14 protein-coding genes and 3 tRNA genes are annotated in these 18,140 nt (G+C 66.5%); 5 read left to right on the top strand and 12 right to left on the bottom strand.

The genetic code is table 11. The annotated features are described in order from the left end of the window. Positions 1 to 4: 4 nt before the first annotated feature. Together CGK74_RS13140 and trxB are read right to left on the bottom strand one after the other, a co-directional pair. Positions 5 to 1,102 carry a Smr/MutS family protein gene (locus CGK74_RS13140; RefSeq protein WP_206186250.1) on the bottom strand — a complete coding sequence of 366 codons (1,098 nt, stop codon included), beginning with the start codon at positions 1,100 to 1,102 and terminating at the stop codon, positions 5 to 7. Positions 1,103 to 1,107: 5 nt separating this feature from the next. Continuing rightward, positions 1,108 to 2,061: a thioredoxin-disulfide reductase gene (gene trxB / locus CGK74_RS13135; protein WP_094269129.1), complete on the bottom strand. Its 954-nt coding sequence runs from the start codon at positions 2,059 to 2,061 to the stop codon at positions 1,108 to 1,110. Positions 2,062 to 2,281: 220 nt separating this feature from the next. Here trxB and CGK74_RS13130 point away from each other — a divergent pair, with 220 nt between their 5' ends. From CGK74_RS13130 to CGK74_RS13115, 4 genes are all read left to right on the top strand, one after another. Then, positions 2,282 to 2,953 carry a Crp/Fnr family transcriptional regulator gene (locus tag CGK74_RS13130; RefSeq protein ID WP_094268905.1) on the top strand — a complete coding sequence of 224 codons (672 nt, stop codon included), beginning with the start codon at positions 2,282 to 2,284 and terminating at the stop codon, positions 2,951 to 2,953. Between the two features lie 159 nt (positions 2,954 to 3,112). Further along, complete coding sequence (locus CGK74_RS13125; RefSeq protein WP_094268904.1) at positions 3,113 to 5,404, top strand: DNA translocase FtsK; 2,292 nt, start codon at positions 3,113 to 3,115, stop codon at positions 5,402 to 5,404. Then, positions 5,404 to 6,075 carry an outer membrane lipoprotein periplasmic chaperone LolA gene (gene lolA, locus CGK74_RS13120; RefSeq protein ID WP_094268903.1) on the top strand — a complete coding sequence of 224 codons (672 nt, stop codon included), beginning with the start codon at positions 5,404 to 5,406 and terminating at the stop codon, positions 6,073 to 6,075. Before CGK74_RS13125 ends, lolA begins: the two co-directional genes overlap by 1 nt. A 16-nt stretch (positions 6,076 to 6,091) precedes the next feature. Next, a complete protein-coding gene (locus CGK74_RS13115; RefSeq protein WP_094268902.1) occupies positions 6,092 to 7,507 on the top strand; it encodes a replication-associated recombination protein A in 1,416 nt (471 codons plus the stop codon). On the opposite strand, the gene CGK74_RS13110 is transcribed toward CGK74_RS13115, so the two are convergent. After that, positions 7,479 to 7,742, bottom strand: coding sequence for a hypothetical protein (locus CGK74_RS13110; protein ID WP_094268901.1), 264 nt, complete (start codon positions 7,740 to 7,742; stop codon positions 7,479 to 7,481). The two genes, CGK74_RS13115 and CGK74_RS13110, sit on opposite strands and share 29 nt — an antisense overlap. Before the next feature lie 263 nt (positions 7,743 to 8,005). Here CGK74_RS13110 and serS point away from each other — a divergent pair, with 263 nt between their 5' ends. Then, positions 8,006 to 9,298: a serine--tRNA ligase gene (serS, locus tag CGK74_RS13105; protein WP_094268900.1), complete on the top strand. Its 1,293-nt coding sequence runs from the start codon at positions 8,006 to 8,008 to the stop codon at positions 9,296 to 9,298. 7 nt (positions 9,299 to 9,305) lie between these two features. On the opposite strand, the gene mltF is transcribed toward serS, so the two are convergent. From mltF to folE2, 9 genes are all read right to left on the bottom strand, one after another. Next, the gene (gene mltF, locus CGK74_RS13100; RefSeq protein WP_094268899.1) at positions 9,306 to 10,691 is read right to left on the bottom strand and encodes a membrane-bound lytic murein transglycosylase MltF; all 1,386 of its coding nucleotides are present in this window, start codon (positions 10,689 to 10,691) and stop codon (positions 9,306 to 9,308) included. 26 nt (positions 10,692 to 10,717) lie between these two features. Then, positions 10,718 to 13,822 (bottom strand): efflux RND transporter permease subunit, encoded by a 3,105-nt coding sequence (locus CGK74_RS13095; protein ID WP_094268898.1) that lies wholly within the window; start codon positions 13,820 to 13,822, stop codon positions 10,718 to 10,720. Next, positions 13,819 to 15,039, bottom strand: a complete 1,221-nt coding sequence (locus CGK74_RS13090) for an efflux RND transporter periplasmic adaptor subunit (RefSeq protein ID WP_094268897.1) — start codon at positions 15,037 to 15,039, stop codon at positions 13,819 to 13,821. The genes CGK74_RS13095 and CGK74_RS13090 overlap by 4 nt, the downstream gene beginning before the upstream one ends. 123 nt (positions 15,040 to 15,162) lie before the next feature. After that, positions 15,163 to 16,206 (bottom strand): DnaJ C-terminal domain-containing protein, encoded by a 1,044-nt coding sequence (locus CGK74_RS13085; RefSeq protein ID WP_094268896.1) that lies wholly within the window; start codon positions 16,204 to 16,206, stop codon positions 15,163 to 15,165. Between the two features lie 105 nt (positions 16,207 to 16,311). Then, positions 16,312 to 16,388: transfer RNA gene (locus tag CGK74_RS13080), tRNA-Arg, on the bottom strand. 44 nt (positions 16,389 to 16,432) lie between these two features. Continuing rightward, a tRNA-Arg gene (locus CGK74_RS13075) sits at positions 16,433 to 16,509 on the bottom strand. A 65-nt stretch (positions 16,510 to 16,574) separates the two neighbouring features. Beyond that, positions 16,575 to 16,664: transfer RNA gene (locus CGK74_RS13070), tRNA-Ser, on the bottom strand. A gap of 60 nt (positions 16,665 to 16,724) precedes the next feature. After that, on the bottom strand, positions 16,725 to 17,084 hold the full coding sequence (locus CGK74_RS13065; RefSeq protein ID WP_094268895.1) for a carboxymuconolactone decarboxylase family protein: 360 nt from the start codon (positions 17,082 to 17,084) through the stop codon (positions 16,725 to 16,727). Between the two features lie 195 nt (positions 17,085 to 17,279). Beyond that, a complete protein-coding gene (folE2, locus tag CGK74_RS13060; protein WP_094268894.1) occupies positions 17,280 to 18,086 on the bottom strand; it encodes a GTP cyclohydrolase FolE2 in 807 nt (268 codons plus the stop codon). Positions 18,087 to 18,140: the final 54 nt, after the last annotated feature.

The following is an 18,140-nucleotide window of genomic DNA, read 5'->3' as shown; positions in this document are numbered from 1 at the left end:
GGTTTCAGCGCTGCGTGGCGTTCTGCGCCCGCAGGAGCACCAGCAGGGCACCCCCGCCGCCATCGTGGGGGCCTGCCTGGCAGAAAGCCAAAATTTCCTCGCGCTGGGCAAGCCAGCCGCGAGAGAGCTGTTTGAGGATGGAGACCTTACCCGGCGAGCCGTGTCCCTTGCCGTGGATCACCCGGATGCAGCGTTTGCCCTGCGTGAGGCTGTCGTGGAGGAAATGGGCGAGCGCGTCGCGTGCCTCGTCGCGCACGAGGCCGTGCAGGTCGATCTGCCCCTGCAGCACCCAGCGCCCGCGTCGCAGGTCCGTCAGTACCCTGCGCGGCAGCCCGGGGCGCAGGAAGGCCGCCTCGTCGCCCATGTCGAGACGATCCTCGAAGGTTAGCGGTGCCTGTAGCGATTCATGCAGCGCGGCGCGTTCATCTTCCTCGCGCTTGATCGGTGCCGGGCGCGGTGTGGGGCGGGCGAGTTCCACGCGGTTGCGTGTGTTCACGGGTTGGGTGTCACCGACCACGCTGCGAAAGAGCGACGACGGGTCGCTGACGTCCGCATCCGGGGGCAGGACGATGGCGTCGGGCCGCTGGATCCGCGGTGCGTGTCCGCTCGCGCCATGTCGAGCGCCGTGGCGCAAGGGCGTGTCGAGCTCCACCCGTCCCGTGTTTCGCAGGGGCACCACACCTTCGTAGGCCTGGGTCAACGGATCCCGGGGGGCGCGGCGCACGGGCGCGGGTTCATCATCAGCGACTGCACGCGAACGCGGGAGCGGCGCGGGACGAGGGCGTTCGACTTCGATGCGGTCGCCGCCGCGCACCGGGATGGTGTTGCCCGCCATGCGGCGGAACAGCGCCATGTCCTCGGCGTCGGGCAACTGCGCTTCGGCCAGCGAGTTCTCCTTCTCGGCAGGCCGCGAGGGGCGGATCTTCTTGCCTGTCGGCTGAGTTGGAGAGCTTGGCCGCGCATCGGCCTGGCTCTCGATCAGGCGCTTGCGCAGCCCTGCCAGCGGCGTGTTGGGAGGCAGTGCCGGGGGGGCAGACGCGTCGCCCGTGTGCATGCCATCCGACAGGGTCGATGGCGGGGCAGGGCGCGGGCGACGGGCCATCTCGTTCAGCTGCCGAGTGCGTCGAGGTAGCGTTCGGCGTCCAGTGCAGCCATGCAGCCGGTGCCCGCCGAGGTCACGGCCTGGCGATAGATGTGGTCCTGCACGTCGCCCGCCGCAAAGACGCCGGGGATGCTGGTTTGCGTGGCGTTGCCGTTGCGACCGCCCTGGGTGACGATGTAGCCGCCCTCCATCTCGAGCTGGCCTTCGAAGATGTCGGTGTTGGGCTTGTGCCCGATGGCAATGAACACGCCCTGCAGGGCGACGTCACGCGTGGCGCCGGTGTTGGCATCCTTGATGCGCATGCCGGTGACGCCGCTGTTGTCCCCCAGCACCTCGTCGAGTGTGGCATTGAGTGCGAGTTCGATCTTGCCGGCCGCGACCTTCTCCATCAGCTTGTCGATCATGATCTTCTCGGCGCGGAACTTCTCGCGGCGATGGACGAGGGTGACCTTCCGGGCGATGTTGGCAAGGTACAGCGCTTCCTCGACCGCGGTATTGCCGCCGCCGATCACTGCGACCTCCTGGTTGCGGTAGAAGAAGCCGTCGCAGGTGGCGCAGGCGGATACGCCGCGGCCGGCGAACTTCTCCTCCGAGGGCAGGCCCAGGTACTTGGCCGTCGCGCCGGTGGCGATGATCAACGCATCGCAGCTGTATTCGCCGCTGTCACCGATCAGGCGGAAGGGCTTTTCGGCCAGCTTCACGGTGTGGATGTGGTCGAAGATCATCTCGGTGTTGAAGCGCTCGGCGTGCTTCTGGAAACGCCCCATGAGGTCGGGGCCCATCACGCCGTCGGCATCGGCGGGCCAGTTGTCGACCTCGGTCGTGGTCATCAGCTGGCCGCCCTGGGCGAGGCCGGTGATCAGCACCGGATTCAGGTTGGCGCGGGCGGCGTAGACGGCAGCGGTATAGCCGGCGGGGCCGGAGCCGAGGATCAGCAGGCGGGCGTGTTTCGTGGTCATCGGAAGCATTCCTGCGGGTTGCGAGTGAAGGGCGGATTATAGCCGAGCGCATCCGGACCCTGCGGCGATGAGGCCGATAGCCTGGTCCCATCGCCGGCGTGCGGCCCAGGCGGGCGTGATCTGCATCACGCCGCTGCAATGGCGCGGGTAATATTCGTTTACACTTGTGACAAAACGCCCTCGACAGATCTTCTTTCGCTGTGTTAATCGCGGAGTCAGCATGACCAAATCCACCGCCGTGTCCGTCATCGCCCTGAAGACGTTTCCGCTCTTCCATGGATTGTCCGACGATGTGCTCGCCAACGTGGCCCGCGTGTCGATGATGCGGCGCATTCCGCGCGGACAGTCGGTCGTGAATGCGGGCGATCGTTCCGACTATGTCTATTTTGTCCTGACCGGCAGTCTCAAGGTCATCGTCAGTGACGAGGACGGCCGCGAGGTGATCCTGTCGATCCTCGGGCAGGGCGAGCTCTTCGGCGAGATGGGCATGTTCGACGAGCAGCCGCGCTCGGCTTCCGTCGTCGCCGTCGTGCCGGCCGATCTCATCCTGATCGCCAAGCAGGATTTCCGCGTCATCATGCGCGACAACTTCGAGGTGGCATGGCGCATCATGTGCAACCTCGCCAGCCGCCTGCGCAATGCGGACCGCAAGATCGAGAGCCTTGCGCTGATGGACGTGTACGGGCGCGTCGCACGCCTGCTGATCGAGATGGCCGAGGATGTCGGCGGCGAATCGGTCGTGGTGCGCAAGATCTCGAAGCAGGATATCGCCAAGATGATCGGCGCCTCGCGCGAGATGGTCAGCCGCGTCATGAAGGACCTCGGCCAGCAGGGGCTTATCGAGGAGCGGCCGCAGGGCATCGTGCTGCGCGAGCGTCTGAGCGAAGTCTGATCGGCCTCTGGGCGGGCGGTGTTCGAGTCGCGGCGGCGCGGCGAAAGACAGGCATTCCCGGCGCAGGTTTGTGAGCAGGCGCAACGCCACGGCCGAGTGCCATGATGCATCGCATATAATCCGCGCTGTTGTTTCATTCAGGCTCGCTGCCGTCGCCCAATGCTGTCTCGTTCGTCGTCCCGTTCCCAGCCCCTGCCGGAAAAGATCTCGCTGCTGCTGCAGGAGGCACGCTGGCTGATCCTGGGCGTCATGTCGCTCTACGTTGGCCTCATCCTGCTGGGTTACAGCAAGGCCGACCCAGGCTGGTCGCATGCCTCGGATGTCGCGCGCGTGGCCAACCCCGGTGGCCGCTTCGGGGCCTGGCTGGCCGATCTGCTGCTCTATCTGTTCGGCGTTTCGTCGTGGTGGTGGGTGGTCTTCCTCGGCTACAGCTTGCTGTGGGGCTTCCGGCGATTGAAGAACCGCCTGACGCTGGATCGCCGCTCCTTCATCTTCGTGATGATCGGCTTCCTGGTGGTGCTGCTGACCAGCAGCGCGCTCGAGTTCCTGCGCTTTCACAGTCATGGTGCGGCCGTGCCACTGGGCCCGGGAGGGCTCATCGGTATGGAGCTGGGCGGGCTGACCAATCGATACTTCGGCTTCACGGGCGGCACCTTGCTGCTGCTGGCCCTGATGGCGTCCGGATTGTCGCTGTTCACGGGTGTGTCGTGGGTTGCCGTGGTCGAGAAGATCGGGCTTTGGCTCGAGCAGGCCGTCGTCGGCGCACAGCAGGCGTGGCAGCGCTGGCAGGACCGGCGAGTCGGGCGCGAGATCGCGCAGAAGCGCGAAGCCGTGGTCGAGACCCGCCGGCGCAAGACCGAGAAGGCGCCGCCGCCGCCGCTGCGTATCGAGCCGGCGGTGGTCACCGTGCAGAAGTCGGAGCGTGTCGAGAAGGAGCGCCAGCAGACACTGTTTGCGGATGCGTCCGAAGGGGCGATTCCGCCGGTGGCGCTGCTCGATCCGGCCTCGGGCGAGGTCGAGCCGCCGTCTGCCGAAGCGCTGGAGTTCACCTCGCGCCTGATCGAAACCAAGCTCGCTGATTTCGGCGTCGAGGTGAAGGTGCTGGCCGCCTATCCGGGGCCGGTCATCACGCGATACGAGATCGAGCCGGCCACTGGCGTGAAGGGCAGCCAGGTGGTGAACCTCGCCAAGGACCTGGCGCGCGCGCTGTCGCTGGTGTCGGTGCGGGTGGTGGAGACAGTGCCGGGCAAGTCGTGCATGGCGCTCGAGTTGCCCAATCCCAAGCGCCAGACCGTGCGTCTGTCCGAGATCGTCGGCTCCAAGGTCTATCAGGACATGGCCTCGCCACTGACCGTGGTGCTGGGCAAGGACATCGGCGGCCAGCCGGTGGTGGCCGATCTGGCCAAGATGCCGCATCTGCTGGTGGCAGGCACGACGGGCTCGGGGAAGTCGGTGGGCATCAACGCGATGATCCTGTCGCTGCTGTACAAGAGCGAGCCCGACCGTGTGCGTCTGATCATGGTCGACCCGAAGATGCTCGAACTGTCGATCTACGAGGGCATCCCGCACCTGCTGGCGCCCGTCGTGACCGACATGAAGCACGCGGCCAATGCGCTGAACTGGTGCGTAGCCGAGATGGACAAGCGCTACAAGCTGATGGCCGCGGTCGGTGTGCGCAACCTTGCCGGGTTCAACAAGGCCGTCACCGAGGCGCGCAAGGCGGAGACGCCGCTGACCAATCCGTTCTCGATCACGCCGGAGAGCCCGGAGCCGCTCGACACCTTGCCCTACATCGTGGTTGTCGTCGACGAACTGGCAGACATGATGATGGTCGTCGGCAAGAAGGTGGAGGAACTCATTGCGCGTCTGGCGCAGAAGGCGCGCGCGGCGGGCATCCACCTGATTCTTGCCACCCAGCGGCCGTCGGTCGACGTCATCACCGGACTGATCAAGGCCAACGTGCCGACCCGCATCGCCTTCCAGGTTTCCAGCAAGATCGATTCACGCACCATCCTCGACCAGATGGGTGCCGAAACGCTGCTCGGCATGGGTGACATGCTCTACCTCGCGCCCGGCACCGGCCTGCCGGTGCGGGTGCATGGCGCCTTCGTTGCCGACGATGAAGTCCACAAGGTGGTCGATCACCTCAAGCGCATTGGTCCGCCGGATTACGTCGAAGGCATCCTGGCGGCGCAGGAGGACGAACTCGAGGCCGCACTGGGCGGCGGAGGCGATGGCGGAGACGGCGAGGCCGACCCGCTCTACGACCAGGCGGTCGAGGTGGTGATCAAGACGCGCCGGCCGTCGATCTCGCTGGTGCAGCGCCACCTGCGCATCGGCTACAACCGGGCGGCGCGCCTGATCGAGCAGATGGAACGCGCCGGGCTGGTGTCGGCAATGGGCAGCAACGGCAACCGCGAAGTGATCGTGCCGGCGAAGGAGAGCGAGTGATGTCGGGTCAGTTCGGTTTGAGGCGCGCGATGCGGACGCTGGTTCGCGGTCTTTGCGGCGCAGGCCTGTTCGCGATCGGCGGTCTCGCGGCCGCTGCGGATGGCGTCGAGCAACTGCGCCAGTTCGTGAATTCGACGCGCAGCGCGGAGGGTGCTTTCGAGCAGACCGTGGTCGCGAAATCGGGGCGCAGGCCCCAGCAGGCTGCCGGGAACTTCGCCTACGCTCGGCCCGGACGCTTTCACTGGGAGTACAACCAGCCCTATCGTCAGGTGCTGGTGGGTGACGGTACCCGGCTGTGGACATGGGATCCCGATTTGAACCAGGTCACGGTGCGCGAGATCGGCGAAGCGCTTGGCGCGACGCCGGCGGCGATCCTGTTCGGCAGCGGCGAACTCGAGGAAGGCTTCGAGCTGGCGGACGGCGGTTCCGACAGCGGGCTGAGCTGGGTCGAGGCGCGCCCGAAAAAGACCGAGAGCGGCTTCGAGTCGCTGCGCATCGGCCTGCAGGATGGCCAGTTGCGGCAGATGGAGATGCGCGACAACTTCGGCCAGACGACGCTCATCCGCTTCACGCGCCTGAAGCCCAACCCGCAGCTCGACACCAATCGCTTCCGCTTCACGCCGCCGGCGGGCGCCGACGTCATCGGCGACGTGCCGGCCGCAGCGCGCTAAGCGACGGCACTTCCCGATGGCCGACCTGTTCGAATCCATCGAGCCGCCGCGCGTCCCGCTGGCCGAGCGCATGCGCCCGAAGTCGCTGGACGAGGTGGCGGGACAGCAGCATTTGCTGGGTCCGGGCAAGCCCCTGCGCCTGGCCTTTTCCGCGCGCAAACCGCATTCGATGATCCTGTGGGGACCGCCCGGGGTGGGCAAGACGACGCTCGCCCGGCTGATGGCGCAAGGCTTCGATGCCGATTTCGTCGCGCTCTCCGCCGTGTTCTCCGGGGTCAAGGAGATCCGGGAGGCGATCCAGCAGGCGCAGGCCGCCAAGGCGCGCGGACGGCATACCATCCTGTTCGTGGATGAAGTCCATCGCTTCAACAAGTCGCAGCAGGACGCCTTCCTGCCCTATGTCGAGCAGGGGCTGGTGACCTTCATCGGCGCGACCACCGAGAACCCGTCCTTCGAGGTCAATTCGGCGCTGCTGTCGCGCGCGGCCGTGTATGTGCTCGAACCGCTCGATGCCGATGCGATGCAGACGCTGTTCGGGCGCGCCTGGCAGATCGCATGCCCGGGTCTGGCCATCGACGACGATGCGCGTGACCGCATGATCGGCTTTGCCGATGGCGATGCACGCCGTCTCATGAACCTGATCGAGCAGGTGCAGGTGGCGGCCGAGACGGCCGGCGTGGCACCGGTGACGGCGGACTTCGTCGATGAGGCGCTGTCGCAGAACCTGCGACGCTTCGACAAGGGCGGCGAGGCCTTCTACGATCAGATCTCGGCGTTGCACAAGTCGGTGCGCGGCTCGGATCCCGACGCCTCGCTGTACTGGCTGTGCCGCATGCTCGATGGTGGCGCCGATCCGCTCTACCTCGGGCGGCGGCTGATCCGGATGGCGGTGGAGGACATTGGCCTGGCCGATCCGCGCGCGCTCGAGATCAGCCTGAACGCGTGTGCAACCTACGAGCGTCTCGGTTCGCCGGAAGGCGAGCTGGCGCTGGCGCAAGCGACGATTTTCCTCGCCTGCGCGGCCAAGTCGAACGCCGCCTACAAGGCGTACAACGCCGCGCGTGATTTCGTGAAGCGGGACGGCTCTCGGCCGGTGCCGCTCCACCTGCGCAATGCGCCGACGCGGCTGATGAAGGAACTGGGCTATGGCAAGACCTACCGTTATGCCCATGACGAGCCCGATGCGTATGCCGCAGGGGAAGACTATCTGCCCGAGGGCATGGCGAGACCGGGTTGGTACCAGCCCACGCCAAGGGGCATGGAAGCGCGGATCGGCGACAAGCTGGCCCATCTTCGGGCACTGGACGCGGCCGCGCGACAAGAAAGCACCCGCCGTGGAAACTCAGCGGCTTCCGCGACGGGTGCAAACCCGGAGGGGACATCCGGGCAGGATCGGGACAACCTTAGTGCGGCAGGGGATGATCGGACATGAAACGTTCGCACACGCTGCGCGCCAACTGTGCCTTGCGTTCATCGCCGCGCTCGCTGGCCCGCTCGATGAGGTCGAGCATGTAGTGGGTCAGCATCACCACGCCTTCGGGCGTCTGAACCAGCCCGCAGGCTACCTGTGCGGCAGCCGCGTCGGGGATGCCCTCGTGTTCGGCGATGAGGGAGACCTCGTCCTCGGTCAGGTCGCAGTAGTCGAGGCAGTCTCGAATGGATAGCATGCCGTACTCCTCCTTTGGTGATTGCCGTCTGTTGCGGCTTGGTGACTCCTTTAACCATATTCGACGAAAGAGAAATTTCAAGTTTGATTTACGTAAGGTCAACTCGCTAAGCGATTGATTTGGATAATCAATTTGTGCGTTGCATCATCGTGGTGCGGAATCCGGAAGCCCTGCCGGATCAGGTGCTTGCCGGATCTGTTCAAGGCTGCTTTGCAGATTTCGACGCCAAGTCGATGACTCAATAACGATTTCAGGAAAGACCGATGCTCGACATTCAACTTCTGCGCAGCCAGATCGATGTGGTTGCCGCCCGCCTGGCCAGCCGTGGCCTGCAACTCGACAGCGCTGCCTTCCAGGCGCTCGAGGACGAACGCAAGCAGCTGCAGACCCGTACCCAGGAGCTGCAGGCGCGCCGCAACGCCCTGTCGAAGCAGATCGGCATGCTCAAGGGCAAGGGCGAAGACGTTGCGCCGGTGATGGCCGAGGTGGCACAACTCGGCGACGAACTGAAGGCCTGCGAGCAGGCGCTCCCCGGCCTCCTCGAACGCATCAACGACTTTGTCGCCCGGCTGCCCAACCTGCCGCATGAGAGCGTACCGGTGGGCGAGGATGAGAGCGGCAACGTCGAGGTGCGCCGCTGGGGCACGGCGGCGCAGTTCGACTTCGAGGTGCGCGACCACGTCGATCTCGGTGCGCCGCTGGGGCTGGATTTCGAGACCGGCGCCAAGCTGTCGGGTTCGCGCTTCGCCTTCCTGCGCGGCCCGGTCGCGCGTCTGCACCGCGCGCTGGCGCAGTTCATGCTGGACATGCACACGCGTGAGCATGGCTACACCGAGTGCTACACGCCCTACATCGTCAACCGCGAGGCGCTGTTCGGCACCGGTCAGTTGCCCAAGTTCAAGGAAGACCTGTTCTGGGTGCTGCGCGGCGGCGACGAGGAGGGTGTCGAGCAGTACCTGATCCCGACCGCGGAAATCACGCTGACCAACAGCGTGCGAGAGGACGTGCTGGCGCTGGATGCACTGCCGATCCGCATGACGGCGCACAGCCCCTGCTTCCGCTCCGAAGCCGGCAGCGGTGGCCGCGACGTGCGCGGCATGATCCGCCAGCACCAGTTCGACAAGGTGGAGATGGTGCAGGTCGTCGAACCTTCGACCAGCTATGAGGCGCTGGAACAGATGGTCGGCCACGCCGAGGCCATCCTGCAGAAGCTCGAGCTGCCGTACCGCGTCATCACGCTGTGCACTGGCGACATGGGTTTCTCCGCGGCCAAGACCTACGACCTCGAGGTGTGGCTGCCGGCGCAGAACACCTATCGCGAAATCTCGAGCTGCTCGAACTGCGAGGCCTTCCAGGCCCGCCGCATGCAGGCGCGCTTCAAGAATGCGCAGGGCAAGAACGAGCTTGTGCATACGCTCAATGGCTCGGGCCTGGCGGTGGGCCGCACGCTGGTTGCGGTGCTGGAGAACTATCAGCGCGCAGATGGCGCCATCATGATTCCCAAGGCGCTGGTGTCCTACATGGGCGGTGTCGAGGTGCTCGAGCCCGCGCTGTAAGCCGTGCTCAGTCGGCGTGGCCCAGCTTCAGTCGGGGCAGGGCCAGCGCCGGCTCGTAGGGCTTCTCGAGGCGCATCAGGATGTCGTGGAAGCTGCGCACGTTTTCCGTCATCACGACGGCTTCGCCGCCGCGGGCCGGGCCGGCCTTCAGCCGCTGGGCGTACTGTGGCCGCGAGAGCAGCGGCAGCACCGACTTCATGTCCCACCACGAGCGGTCGTCCTTGCCCAGGCCCCGTGCGATGGCGCGTGCGCCTTTCATGTGCCCCATGCCGAGGTTGTAGGCGGCGGTCGCCATCCACGTTCGATCCGGCTCGGGCAGGTCCTCCGGCAACTGCTGCCTGAGCATGTCGAGGTAGCGCGCCCCGCCGAGGATGCTCTGGCGCGCATCCAGCCGGTTCTCGACGCCGAGCCGGTCGGCAGTGTCTCCCGTCAGCATCATCATGCCGCGCACGCCTGTGAAGGAGGTGGCCTGCGGATCCCAATGCGACTCCTGGTAGGCGACTGCGGCGATATAGCGCCAGTCGAGGCCGGTCAGGGCCTCGGCTTCGTGGAAGAAGTCGCGGTAGCGCGGCAGGCGCTCGCGGATGCGGCTGAGGAAGGTGGCCACGTCGGCGTCGTCGAGCCGCCGTACGTGACCGAAGTAGCGGTCGGCGATGCGCGCAAGACGCCCACTGGCGTTCATTTCGCCTAGAAAGGCCTCGATCTCCGTCGCGAGTGCGCCACCTCCCTGGGGCAGCGCCCAGGCAATGCCAGAGCGACCCGGCAGTTCGTGCACGATCTCGAGTTCGGGATGAATGCGCGCGCCAAAGGCGAAATGCAGGCGGTCGGTGGCGACCAGATCGAGCCCACCTTGCGCAAGATCAGCAAGCAGCCGCTCCTCGGCCCCCCGGATCGGGAAATGCACGTTCACGCCGGGCACACGCTTACGGATCTCCGACACCTTCTCGGCAGGGAGCGTGCCGCGACGCACGGAGATCGTGCGTCCAGCAAGGTCCTTTTCGGTGCTGACTGCCCGCCCGCCACTACGCCCGACGATGACGTACTCCACCTCGCGCAAGGATTGCGACCAGCTCAGCGGCAGGCGTTCGTTGCGTCCCAGGCCGGCGGCTGCCATATGGACCTGGCCGGTGATGACGGCGTCGAGCGCGCGCGCCGCGTCCGGATAGGGCACGAAGCGCACTGGCACGCCCAGCGTGTCGCCAAGTGCGAGCAGCAGGTCATGCTCGAAGCCGCTGGCACGGCCGTCGTCGCCGATGCGGTATGAGATGGCATCGTGGCGGGTCGCCACGCGCAACTCGCCGACGCTGCGATAGTCGCCGATGCGCGGGGCTTCGGACGGGGCGCAGGCGGCGAGGGTCAGGCTCAGCAGGGCAGGAAGAAGCAGTCGGACCATCGTGCATCCCGATTTCGCGCCTGCGCTCAGGCCAGGCGCGGAGCGGCGCGCGCGGCAGTCCAGTCGTGGAGGCTTTCGAGCAGTGAGAGCAGGGCCGGTACGAAGAAAAGCACGAGTATCGCCGAAAACCCCAGCCCGAATGCAATCGAAGTTGCCATTGGAATGAGGAATTGCGCCTGCAGCGAGCCCTCGAACAGCAGCGGGGTGAGGCCGCCGATCGTGGTCAGCGAGGTCAGCAAGACGGCGCGCAGGCGGCCGCAGGCGGCGCCGACCAGCGCCTCGTTCAGCGCGGCGCCCTTGTGGCGCAACTCCTTGAAAAGGCTGACAAGGATGATCGAGTTATTCACGACGATGCCGGCCAGGCCGAACAGGCCGAACATCGACAGGATGGTGAGGTCGATGCGCAGCAACCAGTGGCCGAAAATTGCACCGGCCAGTCCCAGCGGAATGGCAGACATCACGACCAGCGGCCAGCTCCACGACGAGAACGACCACACCAGCACCAGGTAGATCAGGCCGAGGCCGAGCACCAGCCCGGCCTGCATGTCGGCCATGGTTTCGCGCTGGTCGGCCGAGCGGCCCTCGAAGCTGAACTCGAGACCGTACTTGTCGGCGAGGCGCGGCAAGGCGTCACGCGCCAGTTCGGCCTGAATCGCGTTGGCATTGTTCACCGCGGTATCGACCGCGGCCGACACTTCGACGGCCAGCCGTCCTTCGGCGTGACGCAGTGCCTCGAAACCGCGGCGTGAGCTCCAGCTCGCGACGGTGGCGAGCGGAGCGAAGCTGCCATCGGGCAGGCTGACGGTGATGCGGTCGAACACGTCCAGCCGGCTACGTTCCTCGCGCGGTAGCAGCACGCGTACTTCAAGCTCGTCGCGGCCGACCTGCACGAGCTGGGCGAGGCTGCCGTCGAAGGCCGCGCGCAGCTGGCGACCGAGGCTTTCGGTGGTCAGGCCGAGCGCTTCGCCGGCGGGTGTCAGGCTGTAGACGAGCTGCTCGCGGCCGAAGGGCATGTCGTCCTCGGTCTCGCTGACACCCGGGATGCTCTTCATCGTCTCGGCCAGCTCCAGTGCTGCGGCCTTCAGCGCATCGGCGTCATCGCCCTTGAGGCGCACGTTCAGGTCCCGCCCCGGCGGACCCGACTGGCGCGCGGTGAAGGTGAGGATCTCGATGCCGGCCACCGGGCCGAGTTTCTCGCGCCAGGTGGCGAGGAAGCGCTCGTTGCGTACCTCGCGTTCGTCGGGCGGGGTCAGCTCGACCATGATCGCGGCGAGCTGGTCGCCGCGTGCGCCGCTGCCGCCGCCCGTGGGGATGGTGCCGCCTAGGCGGGCGACGGCCGTGCGCACGAGGCCGCCGCCGAGTTCGGCCTCGGCCTCGAACAGGGCGCGCTCGAGATCCTGCAGGAAGGTTTCGGTTTGCGCACGCGGGGTTCCGGCGACGAAGGTGGCGTTGGCGAACACGACCTGGCCTTCGGGCGTGGGGAAGAACACGAAGCCGATCCGTCCGCCTGCCAGCAGGCCGACGGCGAGGATCATCAGGCCGAGGGTCAGCGCGACTGTCGTGCCGCGCCATGCAAGCGCGCGTTCGACCAGCGGACGGAAGCGGCGGTCGCGGAAGTGTTCGAAGCCTGCATCCAGGCGCTGGCGCAGCCGGGAAGTGTGGCGGCCGGCTTCGCCGGCCAGCGCCTGCTTGAGGTGGGCGGGCAGGATGAAGAAGCTCTCGAGCAGCGAGGCGGTGATGACCATGATCATCACGAAGGGGATGTCGCCGAGGATGTTGCCGATGACGCCGCCCACCAGCATCAGTGGGATGAAGGCCGCGATCGTGGTCAGCGAGGCCGCCACCACCGGCCAGAACATGCGCCGCGCGCCACCCGCGGCCGCCTGCGCCGGCCCCTCGCCCATGCGGCGGTGGGTGTCGGCATCCTCGCTGACGACGATGGCGTCGTCGACGATGATGCCGAGCGCCATGATCAGCGCGAACAGGCTCATCATGTTGATGGTGCCGCCGAAGACCAGCATCAGCCCCAGGGTGGCGAGAAACGCGGTCGGCACACCGATCATCACCCAGAACGCGACGCGCGCCGGCAGGAAGAAGTAGAGCGTGGCGACCACCAGCAGCAGGCCGGAAAGGCCGTTGCTCACCAGCAGTTCGATGCGTTCGCGGATCAACTGCCACTGCGCGTCGAAGACCTCGAGCCTGATCGTCGGCGGCAGGGTCGGACGGGTCTTGTCGAGCCAGCTCTCCAGTACTTTCGCTGCCTTCAGCGAGTGCCCGCTTTCACTGCGCTGCAACTGCAGTTCGACGACGGCGTCGCCGCGCTCGAACAGGGCAAGCTCGCCCGAGCGCGGCTCGCGACTCAGTGTGGCGATCTCGCCGAGACGGACCACGCCCCGCGGGTCGCTGATCACCGGCAGCGAGGCGAAGGCCTCGGCGCTGCGACGCTGCTCCAGCCCGCGGATTTCCCGCGCGCCATCGGCCTCGCCGGCGATCCCGGCCGGCACGTCGCGCGCCAGTTCCCCGACACGGTCGCCAATCTGCACCAGTGACAGGCCAAGGGTTTCCAGCGCGGCGGAGGGCACTTCGATCGCAATGCGCTCCTCGGGCAGACCGGTGATGCTGACGCGGTCGATGCCCGCGGCGAGCAGTTCGGCCTCGAAACGGCGCACCCAGGGTCGGAGTTCTTCGACGCTGCTGCCGCGTACCAAGAGGCGGGCGATTGGCTCATAACGCGAGATGCGGCTGACTTCGGGCGGCTCGGCGTCGCGTGGCAGGTTGCGGAACTCGTCCACGCGCTGCCGCGCCTGGTCGAGCGCGAGCAGGGCATCCGTGCCCTCGTGCAGTTCGAGGGTGATGCTGGCGACGCCCTGCGCCGAGGTCGAGCTCATGCGCTTGAGCCCGTCGATGGTCTTGAGCCGCTCCTCGAGCGGCGACGTGATGCCGACCTCGACGTCCTCGGCCGAGGCGCCGGACCAGACGACGCGCACCGAGATCACGTCGAGTTCGAAGGTGGGAAAGAACTGCACGTTCATACGGGTGATGCCGATCACGCCGAGGACGAAGGCGAGCAGCATCAGCACGTTGGCCGCCACCTTGTGGCCGACCAGCATCTGCAGGACGCCGGATTTCATCGTTCGCCGGCTCCGGGGGCGGACGCGGGTGCTACCTGCGCTGCCGGCTTGACGAGCTCCACCGCCAGCCCGTCGATCGCGTGCGGCAGGTGCGTGACCATCACCGTGCTGCCGGCCGGCAGCGTGTCCGCGCGCACCAGCAACTGCAGGCGTTCGGCGTCGCGGCGTTCGCCCGCACGCAGTGCGCGGACGCCAGCCAGACGGCCGTCGCGCACGGTGTAGATGCGATCGCCACCGTGCAGGGCCGAGGGAGGCAGGGCCAACACGGCCTCGACCGGCGGTCTCTGCAGCACTGCGTTGAGGAAGGCTCCGGCCGGCACGCGGCTGCGTTCGTCGAGGCGCAGCAGCACCTCGACGCCGCGTGCGTCGGCCTCGCCGGCGATGCGTTCCAGCGTGGCCGTGACCCGCCCGCCGCCGAACTCGGCGTCTGCCGTGAGCCTTTCACCGCGCTGCAGCGCACCGCGCAGTTCCTCGGCATAGATGGCCGGGACGCGCGCGCGCAGGTAAAGCGTTTCCGAAGCGTAGAGCGACAGCAGCGTCTGGCCGGGCTGCACCTGATCACCTGCGGCAACCTCCACCTTGCCGATCCGTGCCGCGAACGCCGCCGTGATCTCGCCCCGCTGGGCGTCACGGCGCGCTTCGGCAAGCTTGGCCTGCAACTGGGCGAGGCGGGCGGGGTGTTCGGCGATCGCCTGCTCGCGCTGAGTGAGGGAGAGTTGCACCCGCGCGGCTTCCTCGCGCGCCTGATCGAAGGCGCTCTCGGCCCCGAGGCGTGCGTTCTTCAGCTTTTCGAAGCGCGCCACCTTGGCCTCGGCGAGTGCGAGCAGGGTGCGCTCCTGTTTGATCGCATCAAGATCGTGGCGGTGGCGGATGCGCTCGCGCTCGATGTCGGCCTCGGCCTGGACAACGCGTGGCTGCAGATCACGGGGGTCGAGGCGGGCGAGTACCGCGCCGGCTTCGACGCGATCGCCGTCGCGCACCTTGAGTTCGAGGACGCGACCGCTGACCGGTGCCGCGGCGCGCACCCTGTCCGGCGCTTCCACCCGCCCGTAGAGCACCAGGGTCGGCTGGATGGTTTCGGGTGTTGCCGTCATGGCCTCCACGCGCCATACGCGTTCGCGCGCCTCGACCGCGGGAGGCGCTGGGCGGGTGGCGCGCAGAAGGACGAATCCCGCAATCGCGATGGCCAGGATCAGCAGGGGTAGGAAGCGACGCATGATGGTTTGCCTGAAGGCCTTCGCGCGGCCTATTTATTAGTAGATGCTTATTCTATCCTGCTTCGCCTATCGTGCCTGCGTCCGGGGAAGCGAGTATGAAGAGCGACGAAGCGGCGAGTGAGTTCAATCGGGCAGCCACTTATCCTCCCAGGTGGCGAGTTCCGGCAGGTGCCGTGCAAGCGCGCGCTGGAGCGCCTGTTCCAGGGCCTCGAGCAGGGGCTGCAGTTCGTCATCGGCATGCGACACCATGATGGGCCGCAACTCGACGATCAGATCGCCGGCGTGGCGTTCTCCGCGCGCCGGGAAGCCTGCTCCGCGGATGCGGGCCTCGCGCGGGTCAGCGTTGCCGGGAGCGAGTTCGAGCGTGCGCGCGCCGGCGGGGTGGGGGACGCGCAGTTCACCGCCGAGCAGCAGGCGCACGGCACTGACGGGGCGCTGTACAACGAGATCGCGGCCTCGGCGCCTGAACAGCGCATGTGGCTGAAGGCGTATGCGGAGCTGGAGATCGCCCGGGCGGTCGGAGTGTTCCGGGTGCGGTTCGCCCTCTCCGGCCAGGCGCAGGCTGTCGCCATCGATCAGCCCTGGGGGCAAGCCGATTGCGAGCCAGCGTTCGCGTGTTGTCTGCCCTTGCCCGTCGCAATGCGGGCAGGGCGCCGTAGTGCGATAGCCGCGACCGTCACATACCTTGCAGCGTTGCAGGTTCTTGCTGCTTCCCACGCGCCCCGATCCGCGACAGGGCTCGCATAGGCGGGTGAGTGCCAGTGCCACTTCGCCCGCGCCATCGCAGTGGGGGCAGGTCGAGGACTGCTCCAGGCACAGTGGCTTCTGGCCGCCCCTGATGGCCTCCTCGAACGTGAGTTCGAGATCCATGAATCGATCCGCGCCACGGGGCTCGGCGTCGGTCGCGGTGTGCGCTGCATTCGCCTCGGCTGCGTCCGGCGTCGTGGTCTTGTCTGCCCCGGACGTGTGCACGGCGTCGGTCAGGTTCTCGTCGATGCCGTCGAGCAGGCGGTCGTGCGCCTGACGCAGTGCCCTGAAGTGTTCGGGGGCAATGGGGTCGGTATTGCGATCGGGATGCCAGTGCATCGCCAGCCGGCGAAACGCGCGCCGGATTTCGGCCCTGGTCACGCCGGGCTTCAGGCCGAGCAGTTCGTAAGCGTCGTGCATGTCGGACGTCTGCCTGGTGGAGGAGGGGCTCCGCAGCACTTGGACGTCGAGATCGAGCCAAAACGAAAAAGGCCCAGTCCGGAGACTGAGCCTTTTGCGCGAAACTGGCGCGCCCGGAAGGATTCGAACCTCCTACCCCCTGGTTCGTAGCCAGGTACTCTATCCAGATGAGCTACGGGCGCAATCTCGAAACGTTTAGGGCCCGTCGTCGAAAGGCCTGAAAAGCTGGCGCGCCCGGAAGGATTCGAACCTCCTACCCCCTGGTTCGTAGCCAGGTACTCTATCCAGATGAGCTACGGGCGCTTTTTGCTGCACTGCGAAGGAGCGGGATTATAACGTCTAATTCCGCATCTTCAACTGCTTTTTTTTGGCGGAGAGGGTGGGATTCGAACCCACGGTAGGCTTGCACCTACGCCTGATTTCGAGTCAGGTACATTCGACCACTCTGCCACCTCTCCGCTCGAAGGTCGGCATTATAGGGCGTAATCCGGGGAAGTAAACGCCCTTCAACGAAATTTTTACGCCGTGGTGGTCTTCGGTGCCAATTCCTCGTAGGCGCGCACCGCCTCGGCCGCATACATCAGGGCCGGGCCGCCGCCCATGTAGGTACACACGCCCAGCGTCTCCATGATCTGCTCGCGGCTGGCGCCGAGGCGGATCAGGGCCTTGATGTGAAAGCCGACGCAGGCATCGCAGCGCTGGGTGACGGCGATCGCCAGGGCAATCAGTTCCTTCTGCAGTTCGCTGAGCACGCCATCCTGCAGCGCGCCCTTGGCCATCGCGCTGAAGCCCTGCATCGTTTCCGGGGTTTCCTTGCGCAGTGTGGCGAGCGCCTTGGACACGTCGGTGGTGATCTGGACGAAGGACTTGGAGGACATCGCGGCGACTCCGTATTTAAGAAAACGCTAATCTTAATCCGAAAGTGCCTGCGAGGGGCATTGGCCTTGTCGATTCATGCATGCGGCAAGTGAATCGCCCCCCAGAAACGAAGCGGCGGCCGCTCCTAGGAAGGAGCGGCCGCCGCAGGCAGGACGGAGGTGGCGACGCTCAGTGGCGACGCTCAGTGGCGACGCTCAGTGGCGGCGCTTGTCGCACTTGATCAGGGCGTAAGCAGAGTGGTTGTGGATGGACTCGAAGTTCTCGGATTCGACGATGTAGGCGTCGATGCGAGGTTCGGCATTGAGCAGGCCGGCAACATCGCGAACGAGGTCCTCGACGAACTTGGGATTGTCGTAGGCGCGCTCGGTGACCCATTTCTCGTCGGGACGCTTGAGCAGTCCGAAGACCTCGCACGAGGCCTGGCTCTCGACCAGTTGCACCATGTCCTCGATCCACAGGTGGTCGTTGAGTGTCGCGGTGACGGTGATGTGCGAGCGCTGGTTGTGTGCACCATAGTCCGAGATCTTCTTCGAGCAGGGGCACAGGCTCGTGACCGGCACCACGATCCTCATCGTGAACTCGTAGCGGCCGCCATCGCGTATCTCGCCGATGAAGGTCACGTCGTAATCGAGCAGGCTGTTCACGCCGGAGACCGGTGCGGCCTTGTTGATGAAGTAGGGGAAGCTCATCTCGACATGGCCGGTCTCGGCCTCGAGGCGCTCGACCATGGCACGGAGCATCGGCTCGAAGGATTCGACCGAGATGTCGCGTTCGTTCGCGTTCAGGATCTCGACGAAGCGCGACATGTGGGTGCCCTTGAAGTTGTGGGGCAGCCCGACGTACATGTTGAAGCTGGCGACCGTGTGCTGGACGCCACCGGTCTTGTCGCTCACCTTGACGGGGTGGCGGATCGACTTGATGCCGACCTTGTTGATCGCGATCTGCCGCGTGTCCGCGCTGCTCTGGACATCGGGCATGGGCGCATCGGTGGGGGAGTTCATGAGCGGCTCTCAGGAAAGGCTGCGGGGCGGCCTGCCGCGCCCGCATGACATGCA

The sequence above is a fragment of the Thauera propionica genome (assembly GCF_002245655.1).
GTDB lineage: Bacteria > Pseudomonadota > Gammaproteobacteria > Burkholderiales > Rhodocyclaceae > Thauera > Thauera propionica.
Note: the sequence above shows the minus strand (reverse complement) of the source record. Positions and strands in the feature narration are given on the sequence as shown.

What these genes read in the sequence shown, in the direction of transcription:
- CGK74_RS13085 (WP_094268896.1), bottom strand. Translation starts at nt 16,206, where the DNA reads ATGCACGACGCTTACGAACTGCTCGGCCTGAAGCCCGGCGTGACCAGG.
- CGK74_RS13125 (WP_094268904.1), top strand. Translation starts at nt 3,113, where the DNA reads ATGCTGTCTCGTTCGTCGTCCCGTTCCCAGCCCCTGCCGGAAAAGATC.
- CGK74_RS13140 (WP_206186250.1), bottom strand. Translation starts at nt 1,102, where the DNA reads ATGGCCCGTCGCCCGCGCCCTGCCCCGCCATCGACCCTGTCGGATGGC.
- CGK74_RS13130 (WP_094268905.1), top strand. Translation starts at nt 2,282, where the DNA reads ATGACCAAATCCACCGCCGTGTCCGTCATCGCCCTGAAGACGTTTCCG.
- folE2 (WP_094268894.1), bottom strand. Translation starts at nt 18,086, where the DNA reads ATGAACTCCCCCACCGATGCGCCCATGCCCGATGTCCAGAGCAGCGCG.
- mltF (WP_094268899.1), bottom strand. Translation starts at nt 10,691, where the DNA reads ATGGTCCGACTGCTTCTTCCTGCCCTGCTGAGCCTGACCCTCGCCGCC.
- trxB (WP_094269129.1), bottom strand. Translation starts at nt 2,061, where the DNA reads ATGACCACGAAACACGCCCGCCTGCTGATCCTCGGCTCCGGCCCCGCC.
- lolA (WP_094268903.1), top strand. Translation starts at nt 5,404, where the DNA reads ATGTCGGGTCAGTTCGGTTTGAGGCGCGCGATGCGGACGCTGGTTCGC.
- CGK74_RS13115 (WP_094268902.1), top strand. Translation starts at nt 6,092, where the DNA reads ATGGCCGACCTGTTCGAATCCATCGAGCCGCCGCGCGTCCCGCTGGCC.
- serS (WP_094268900.1), top strand. Translation starts at nt 8,006, where the DNA reads ATGCTCGACATTCAACTTCTGCGCAGCCAGATCGATGTGGTTGCCGCC.
- CGK74_RS13065 (WP_094268895.1), bottom strand. Translation starts at nt 17,084, where the DNA reads ATGTCCTCCAAGTCCTTCGTCCAGATCACCACCGACGTGTCCAAGGCG.
- CGK74_RS13095 (WP_094268898.1), bottom strand. Translation starts at nt 13,822, where the DNA reads ATGAAATCCGGCGTCCTGCAGATGCTGGTCGGCCACAAGGTGGCGGCC.
- CGK74_RS13090 (WP_094268897.1), bottom strand. Translation starts at nt 15,039, where the DNA reads ATGCGTCGCTTCCTACCCCTGCTGATCCTGGCCATCGCGATTGCGGGA.
- CGK74_RS13110 (WP_094268901.1), bottom strand. Translation starts at nt 7,742, where the DNA reads ATGCTATCCATTCGAGACTGCCTCGACTACTGCGACCTGACCGAGGAC.